This is a genomic window from Mesorhizobium sp. UC74_2 (genome assembly GCF_042701485.1).
Classification (GTDB): domain Bacteria; phylum Pseudomonadota; class Alphaproteobacteria; order Rhizobiales; family Rhizobiaceae; genus Mesorhizobium.
In genome coordinates this window covers 5,549,903-5,557,500 of sequence record NZ_CP170562.1, presented here as the reverse complement: position 1 = coordinate 5,557,500, position 7,598 = coordinate 5,549,903, and the positions used below count along the sequence as shown (strand labels likewise).

The 7,598-nt window shown below is 63.2% G+C and carries 7 protein-coding genes (1 of these 7 cut by a window edge); 1 reads left to right on the top strand and 6 read right to left on the bottom strand.

Features of this window, described 5'->3' with window-relative positions:
• From nadC to ACFJIU_RS26995, 5 genes are all read right to left on the bottom strand, one after another.
• Positions 1 to 807 carry the 5' portion of a carboxylating nicotinate-nucleotide diphosphorylase gene (gene nadC / locus ACFJIU_RS27015; RefSeq protein ID WP_379065171.1) on the bottom strand. The gene continues 39 nt to the left of window position 1, outside the view, so only the first 807 of its 846 coding nucleotides appear in the window; it begins with the start codon at positions 805 to 807; its stop codon lies off the left edge, out of view.
• 1 nt (position 808) lies between these two features.
• Complete coding sequence (locus ACFJIU_RS27010; RefSeq protein ID WP_379065169.1) at positions 809 to 2,356, bottom strand: L-aspartate oxidase; 1,548 nt, start codon at positions 2,354 to 2,356, stop codon at positions 809 to 811.
• A complete protein-coding gene (gene nadA, locus ACFJIU_RS27005; RefSeq protein ID WP_379065167.1) occupies positions 2,353 to 3,342 on the bottom strand; it encodes a quinolinate synthase NadA in 990 nt (329 codons plus the stop codon). Before nadA ends, ACFJIU_RS27010 begins: the two co-directional genes overlap by 4 nt.
• A 67-nt stretch (positions 3,343 to 3,409) precedes the next feature.
• Positions 3,410 to 4,372, bottom strand: a complete 963-nt coding sequence (locus ACFJIU_RS27000) for a hypothetical protein (protein ID WP_379065165.1) — start codon at positions 4,370 to 4,372, stop codon at positions 3,410 to 3,412.
• Between the two features lie 33 nt (positions 4,373 to 4,405).
• On the bottom strand, positions 4,406 to 4,834 hold the full coding sequence (locus ACFJIU_RS26995; protein ID WP_379065163.1) for an Lrp/AsnC family transcriptional regulator: 429 nt from the start codon (positions 4,832 to 4,834) through the stop codon (positions 4,406 to 4,408).
• 142 nt (positions 4,835 to 4,976) lie between these two features.
• On the opposite strand from ACFJIU_RS26995, the gene ACFJIU_RS26990 reads away from it, so the two are divergent.
• The gene (locus tag ACFJIU_RS26990; RefSeq protein WP_379065161.1) at positions 4,977 to 6,080 is read left to right on the top strand and encodes a saccharopine dehydrogenase C-terminal domain-containing protein; all 1,104 of its coding nucleotides are present in this window, start codon (positions 4,977 to 4,979) and stop codon (positions 6,078 to 6,080) included.
• A gap of 108 nt (positions 6,081 to 6,188) precedes the next feature.
• Here ACFJIU_RS26990 and lpdA read toward each other — a convergent pair whose 3' ends face one another.
• Positions 6,189 to 7,586, bottom strand: coding sequence for a dihydrolipoyl dehydrogenase (gene lpdA, locus ACFJIU_RS26985; protein WP_379065159.1), 1,398 nt, complete (start codon positions 7,584 to 7,586; stop codon positions 6,189 to 6,191).
• Positions 7,587 to 7,598: the final 12 nt, after the last annotated feature.

Genomic DNA, 7,598 nt, shown 5'->3' with positions numbered 1-7,598 from the left:
GTGCGTAAGCCAGCCGATCGAGATGAGATCGACACCGGTTGCGGCGATGGCAGGAGCCGTGGCTGCCGTCACGCGGCCCGAAGCCTCGGTGATCACGCGGCCGTCGACCATGGCCACCGCCCGCGAAAGCTGTTCGACGGACATATTGTCGAGGAGAACGGCATCGACGCCGGTCGCGAGTGCGATTTCGAGTTGATAGAGCGTATCCACCTCGACCTCGATCTTGACCATATGGCCGGTGCCCGCCTTTGCCCGAGCTATCGCGATGCGGATGTCTCCTGCAATCGCGATGTGATTGTCCTTGATGAGCACCGCATCGTCGAGGCCAAAGCGGTGATTCGAACCGCCGCCAGCACGTACGGCATATTTCTCCAGTGCGCGCAGGCCGGGCGTCGTCTTTCGTATACAGACGATCTGCGCCTTGTGACCCCGCACCGCCGCGACGACCGCCGCGGTGGCGCTGGCGACACCGCTCAGGTGGCAGAGGAAGTTGAGCGCAACCCGTTCTGCCGTCAGCAAAGCACGAGCCGGCCCGCGAACAATTGCAATTGTTGCCCCGGAGGCAACATGACTGCCGTCATGGTGAACTGGCTCGAATGCGATTCGCGGATCCATCAACTTGAAGGCCAGTGCCGCAACATCGAGACCAGCGATCACGCCTTCCTGTCTTGCGACAAGCGACATCGTTGCTTCGGTGTCGGCCGGAACGATTGCATTGGTCGTCAGATCGCCGCCAAGGCCGAGATCTTCCAGCAGGGCACTACGCACCAGCGGTTCAACCATGATGTGCGGCAGCGGTGTCAACATCTCAAGCTCTCCTTATAAGAGGAACGGCCATTTCAGTGATGGCGGCGGCGCTATCCAGTGTCTCTGCAAGCGTCAGACGAGACCGACGCGGCTGATTCTCCTGCAGGGGAAAGTCCGCACGACAATGCGCGCCGCGGCTTTCCTCGCGCCGAAGGGCGGCAACAGCGATCATCAGCCCGACAATGGCGGGATCCGATGCAACGCCATCTGGTTCTGTGAACGGCAGCAGCGCCGCCACAGCGTCCCGCAACGGAGCCTCATCCCGCACGATGCCAAGTGCCCCGGACACAATGGAGCGAACCTGCGCAGCATCCGGCGTCGGCGATGCGCTTACCGCGATCGGGTACCGGCGCACCGGCCGCGCGCTGGAGGCGACGCTGCTGGCGACCTGTACCGCCGAAACCACCGCCTCGGTGAGGGAATTGCTGGCAAGACGATTGGCGCCGTGTAGCCCGGTGCAGGCGACTTCACCGCATGCCCACAGACCGGCGACGGAACTGCGTCCTTCGGCATCAACGGCCACGCCACCCATGTGATAGTGGACCGCGGGCCGAACCGGAATCGGCTGGAGCGAAGGATCGATGCCAGCCTTGCGGCATAGCGCTTCGATCACCGGGAAGCGTCCGGCGAAGCGTGACCCGAGACACTGCCGCGTATCCAGGAACACACGCCGCCCTGCGGCAAGCTCACGCCACACCGCGCGTGCCACCACGTCACGCGGCGCGAGTTCGCCGCCCGGTGTGTCGGCGAGGAAGCGCTGCCCACGATCGTTGACGAGTATGGCACCTTCGCCGCGCACTGCTTCGCTGACAAGCGGCATCGGACGCAGCGGAACATCGAGAGCCGTCGGATGGAACTGCACGAATTCAAGATCGGCCAGTTCCGCGCCGGCACGCGCTGCAAGCGCCAGGCCTGGTCCGAAGGAAGTCGACGGGTTCGTCGTATCGTTGAACAGCCCGCCCACGCCACCGGTAGCGAGCACCACACGCCCGGTGGACAGCGCAGTCGCGCCATTGCTGCCGACGGCCAGTATCCCGGCGATCTCCTCGTCTTCAAGAAGCAGCCGTCGCACCTCAAACCCCTCGAGGACAGCAATCGAACGCGTCCTTCGAACTGCAGCGGTCAAGGCCCTGACCAGTTCGTGGCCTGTTGCATCGCCTGCGGCATGCACGATCCGCCGGTGCGAATGCGCGGCTTCCAACCCCAGACGCAAGCTGCCGTCGCGGGCGCGATCAAACACAACCCCGAGACGCTCGAGATCGGCGATCGCCTGTGGAGCGGCATCCGTGAAGCGTCTGACGACCACCTCGTCACAAAGTCCGGCGCCAGCATCACGCGTGTCCATGAAATGGAGTTCCGGGCTGTCGTCGGTGCCAAGGCTCGCGGCCATGCCGCCTTGCGCGAGCGTGCTGGACGTCTCGGCTCCCAGCGGAGCCCTCGAGATCAGGACCACCGGCTCCGGCGCCATGCAGAGTGCGGTCATCAGGCCGGCGACACCAGCACCGATTATGACGGGACGATCCTGAAGGTCATGGAGGGACGGCGTCATATCGCGAGCATGCGCTCCACTGCCTGGCGAGCGCGATCCGCGACATCGGCATCGATGGTCACCACGTGCCGGTTTTCCTCAAGCGCCGCGCGGATGTTGGCAAGCGTGATGCGCTTCATATGCGGGCACAGGTTGCAGGGCCGCACGAAATCAACCTCGGGATGTTCGACGGCGACGTTGTCGCTCATCGAGCATTCGGTCATCAGCACCACGCGCGCCGGCTTGTGACGACCGACATAGTCCGACATCGCCGCGGTGGAACCGGCGAAATCGGCCTCGGCAACCACTTCGGGCGGACATTCGGGATGGGCAAGCACGGTGACTCCGGGATGGGCTTCGCGCAGCTCGCGGATATCGGCCGGCGTGAAGCGCTCATGCACTTCGCAATGGCCCTTCCAGGCGATGATCTCGACCTTGGTCTGCGCGGCGATGTTCCGGGCCAGATATTCGTCGGGCAGCATGATGACCCGCGGAACGCCCAGTGATTCCACCACCGCGAGCGCATTGCCCGAGGTGCAGCAAATATCGGACTCTGCCTTCACCGCAGCGGACGTGTTGACATAGGTGACGATCGGCACGCCAGGATAGTTTTCCCGCATCAGGCGCACATCGGCGGCGGTGATCGAATCGGCCAGCGAGCAGCCGGCGCCGAGATCGGGGATGAGCACCACCTTGTCCGGATTGAGCAGCTTGGCGGTCTCGGCCATGAAGTGCACGCCTGCCAGCACGATGACATCGGCTTCGACGGTCATCGCCTTCCTGGCAAGCGCCAGGCTGTCGCCGACGATGTCGGCCACGCAATGGAAGATTTCCGGCGTCTGGTAGTTGTGCGCCAGGATAACGGCGTTGCGCTGGCGTTTCAGCGCCAGGATGGCGTCGATGTCGCCGGCGAAGACCGACCATTCTATCGGCGGGATGACACGCCGCACGCGTTGGTAGAGGACGGCGGAAGGTGATGCGGCAACCGCGGCGGAAGAGACAGACATCGGCACCTCACTTTATGCTCAGTGTGAGTATATCACCGACATATGCTTACTATGAGCATAACTCCTGTCAAGACCTGGTGAGTGGCAATTTTGTCCCTGCAGCCGCGCGCTCATCGAGAACGGCATGGCGGAAGCGGTAGAGCTTGGCCGGTCGTCCCCCCGTGTCGGCGGTCATCTGCCCGGTCTCTTCGACCAGTTCCTGCTGCTCGATCAGGCGGCGGAAGTTCTGTTTGTGGACCAGCCTTCCGGCGAGTGCTTCGACCACCCGCTGCAATTGCAGCAGCGTGAAAACCGGCGGCATCAGTTCGAACACGACCGGCCGGTATTTGATCTTCGAACGCAGCCGCGCGATTCCCGTGGCCAGGATGCGGCGGTGATCGGCGATCATGGCCGGGCCGGGTATCAATGCAGAGCCGTGTTCGCCGCGCCCGCGTATGGCCTCCTCGACCAGGCCCGCCTCGTAGAGCAGTTCGTAGCGCTGCAGGCAGAACTCTTCGTTCCAGGGATGATCGTCGAAGCCGAAGGCGATTGCCGCCCTGCGCTGCCTTTCTTCTCGTGACGCGACATCGGCGGCCCCGTTTGCCCAGGCCGTCAGCTGCGGCTGGACAATTTCGGGGATCAGGGCGGGGATGCCGGCACGATGATCCTCCCATGGAAAGAAGTCGTACCAGCTGCGCCATGCTCGTTTCGCAGAAGCCGAAGAATGATCGATGCGGGTCAACGCCAGATAGCTGATGGAGATCACCCGCTCCTGACGCTCGTCGCCGATCCGGTCGCTGTCGGCGAATGTATAGAGTTGTTCGATATAACCGAGCTGGTGGCTGGTCTGCTGTTCCACCCATGTCCGCAGGCCGAACTGCAAGGATCGGTGGCCAAGCTCGAACGGACCTGAAGGCAGCCCGTTTGCAGTCCCGACGGTAAGGACGCGTGGCTCCTGGTCGGCAATGGCCACGACAACGGCAATCAGGTCCACATCGTGGTTCTTGCCGGCTGGCTTGCGCTTTCCTGTGTCTGTCATGCGATCCTGCATGGTTTCCGGGGTCAGGTAGAAGATGACGGGATCTTACCGGTCGATCCGCGTCGAGAGGATGATGGAAGACAGCGTGCGTTCCACGCCGTCCATTGCACCGATTCGGTCGAGCAGTGCGTCGAGGTCGCTGATCGAAGCCGATTCGACCGTCACGATCATGTCGAAGCTGCCGCTGACCGAATGCAGCGAACGCACCTGGCCGAGCGCACGCAGATCCTTCACGACCCGCTCGGCCGCTTTCGGCGCCACCGTCAGCAGCACATGCGCCCGCACCAGCCCCTGCTCATAGTCCGGTGCCAGCCGCACGCCATAGCCGGTGATGATCCCCCGTGCCTCCAGCCTTTCGATGCGACTTTGCACGGTGGTGCGCGAAACTCCCAGCCTTCGAGCAAGTTCGGCCGTCGAGGCGCGGGCGTTTTCACGCAGCAGCGTGATGAGGTCTCGGTCGGCCTGGCTTAGCATTTTTCCACGCTACTTCGCATTTTGACGACCGAGCTCGGCGATTTTATCGAAAAGCGTCGGCGTTTTGTTCAATCGCACACTTCCATTCGTCAGGCAAACTGCGATTCCTGCCCCTGGAACATCAATAAGAAAGGGCTTGGCCATGAAGGAAATCGTTGTTGTCGGCGCAGGCAAGATCGGCTCGACCATCGCAGACATGCTGGCCGCGATCGGCGACTATCGCGTCACCATCGTCGACCGCTCCGCTGCACAGCTTGCCGCACTGGAGGTTGCCGCCGGAATCGCCACGGTCGAGACCGATATCGAAGCCGCCGGCGCCCTTGAAGCCGTGCTTGCCGGCAAGTTCGCCGTGCTGAGCGCCGCTCCCTTCCATCTCACGACACGCATCGCCGAGGCAGCTGCTTCCACCGGTGTCCACTATCTCGACCTGACCGAGGATGTCGCGTCGACCCGACGCGTCAAGGAACTGGCGAAGACCGCAAAGACCGCCTTCATTCCGCAGTGCGGCCTGGCTCCCGGCTTCATCTCGATCGTCGCCAACGATCTCGCCAGCCGTTTCGACAGCCTCGAAAGCGTGCGCATGCGCGTCGGCGCGCTGCCGCAATATCCGTCCAATGCTCTGAACTACAACCTGACCTGGAGCACCGACGGCGTCATCAACGAATATTGCGAGCCGTGCGAAGCCATCGTCGAAGGCGAGCTGATCGAAGTGCCGCCGCTGGAAGAGCGCGAGGAATTCTCGCTCGACGGCGTCACCTATGAAGCCTTCAACACCTCGGGCGGCCTGGGCACGCTTGCGGAGACGCTGAAAGGCAAGGTGCGCACGCTCAACTACCGCACCATCCGCTATCCGGGCCACGCCGCGATCATGAAGGCGCTGCTCAACGATCTCGGCCTGCGCCATCGCCGTGAAGTGCTGAAGGACATTCTCGAAAACGCGCTGCCGGCCACCATGCAGGACGTGGTCATCGTCTTCGTGACCGTCTCGGGCCGCAAGAACGGCCGACTGCTGCAGGAGACCTACGCCAACAAGGTCTACAGCCAGCGTTCCGGCCAGACCGTACGCAGCGCCATCCAGATCACCACAGCCTCCGGCATCTGCGCGGTGCTCGACATGCTGGCAGACGGCACCCTGCCGGCGACCGGCTTCGTCAAGCAGGAAGACATCGCACTGGACAGCTTCCTGGCCAACCGCTTCGGCCGCGCCTATGCGCAGCACGAGCGCACCGACCGCATGGCCAGCTAAGTTGCTCACCGGCTCTGCCGGTTCAAGCAGACAAAAAAACCCGCCGGCTGGTCCCGGCGGGTTTTTTGTTGGACTGCAGTATCGACATTCGCCGCCGAGCGCGTTTCCTCAGATGTGCAATGCGTGTCCCAGCGCCTTCAGTGCCGCTTCGGGAAACGCCTCGCCCTGCGTCGGGTGCGCATGGATGGTGCCGGCGATGTCTTCCAGGCGCGCGCCCATTTCCAGCGCCAACCCAAATGCAGCAGCCAGTTCGGAAACCCCGTTGCCGACCGCCTGGATGCCCAACACCAGATGATTGTCGGCGCGCGCGACGACACGGACGAAGCCACTCTCGCCAAGCCTGGTCATGGCGCGGCCGTTGGCGGTGAACGGAAACTGTCCGGTCTTGATTTCGCCGCCCAGAGCCTTCGCTTCGTCCGGCGACAATCCGACGCTCACCACTTCCGGATCGGTGAAACACACAGCGGGAATGGCTCGCTTGTCCCAGCTGCGTTTGTGGCCGGCCACGATCTCGGCCACCATCTCACCCTGCGCCATGGCCCGGTGCGCCAGCATCGGTTCGCCGGTGACGTCGCCAATGGCAAAGACCCCGCGCATCGAGGTGCGGCATTGCTCGTCGATGCGGATGAAGCGCCCGCTCATGTCGAGGTCAATCTGGTCGAGGCCCCAGCCTTCCGTCACCGGTTTGCGCCCAACCGTGACCAGAATCTGGTCGGCCTCGATCTTCACGTCCTTGCCGGCAGCCGTTTCCACCAGCAGTGCATCGCCTTTGCTTGACAGTCCCTTGGCCTTGGCTTCGGTCAGCACTTCGACGCCAAGCTCCGCCAGACGCTTGATCACCGGCTTCGTCAGCTCGGCGTCGTATTGGGCGAGCAGGCGCGGCAGCGCTTCGACCACGGTCACTTTCGCGCCGAGCTTTGCAAAGGCCATGCCGAGCTCAAGCCCGATGTAGCCGCCGCCGACAATGGCGAGCCGTTCCGGCACCTTGTCGAGGGACAGCGCTTCAGTTGACGAGATCACCCGACCGCCGAACGGCAGGAAAGGCAGCTCGACCGGCGCCGAGCCGGTAGCGATGACCACGGTTTCCGCGCGGATCACCTGCAACCCGGTCTCAGTCTCGACCTCCACGGTCTTGCCGTCGCGGAAAGTTGCCCAACCCGAAACATGCTTGACCCTGGCTTTCTTGAGCAGTCCGGAAACGCCATTTGTAAGCCGGCTTACAATAGCGTCCTTCCACGCGATAGTCTTGCCGAAATCGAGCGACGGGGCTGTCGTGGCAATGCCCAGCGGACTGCTGCCTTCGGCCATGTGCGAAACTTTCTCGAACTCTTCCGCCGCATGAATCAGCGCCTTGGACGGAATACAGCCGATGGTGAGACAGGTGCCGCCCGGCTTCACAGCCTCGACGATGACGGTGTCGATGCCGAGCTGACCGGCACGAATGGCGCAGACATAGCCGCCGGGACCGGCGCCGATGACGAGCAGCTTGCAGGAAATGTCCTTCATTGCCCAACTCCC

Excerpts from the sequence above, each read along its gene's own strand:
- ACFJIU_RS27010 (WP_379065169.1), bottom strand. The coding sequence starts at position 2,356 with ATGACGCCGTCCCTCCATGACCTTCAGGATCGTCCCGTCATAATCGGT.
- ACFJIU_RS26990 (WP_379065161.1), top strand. The coding sequence starts at position 4,977 with ATGAAGGAAATCGTTGTTGTCGGCGCAGGCAAGATCGGCTCGACCATC.
- ACFJIU_RS26995 (WP_379065163.1), bottom strand. The coding sequence starts at position 4,834 with ATGCTAAGCCAGGCCGACCGAGACCTCATCACGCTGCTGCGTGAAAAC.
- nadA (WP_379065167.1), bottom strand. The coding sequence starts at position 3,342 with ATGTCTGTCTCTTCCGCCGCGGTTGCCGCATCACCTTCCGCCGTCCTC.
- ACFJIU_RS27000 (WP_379065165.1), bottom strand. The coding sequence starts at position 4,372 with ATGCAGGATCGCATGACAGACACAGGAAAGCGCAAGCCAGCCGGCAAG.
- lpdA (WP_379065159.1), bottom strand. The coding sequence starts at position 7,586 with ATGAAGGACATTTCCTGCAAGCTGCTCGTCATCGGCGCCGGTCCCGGC.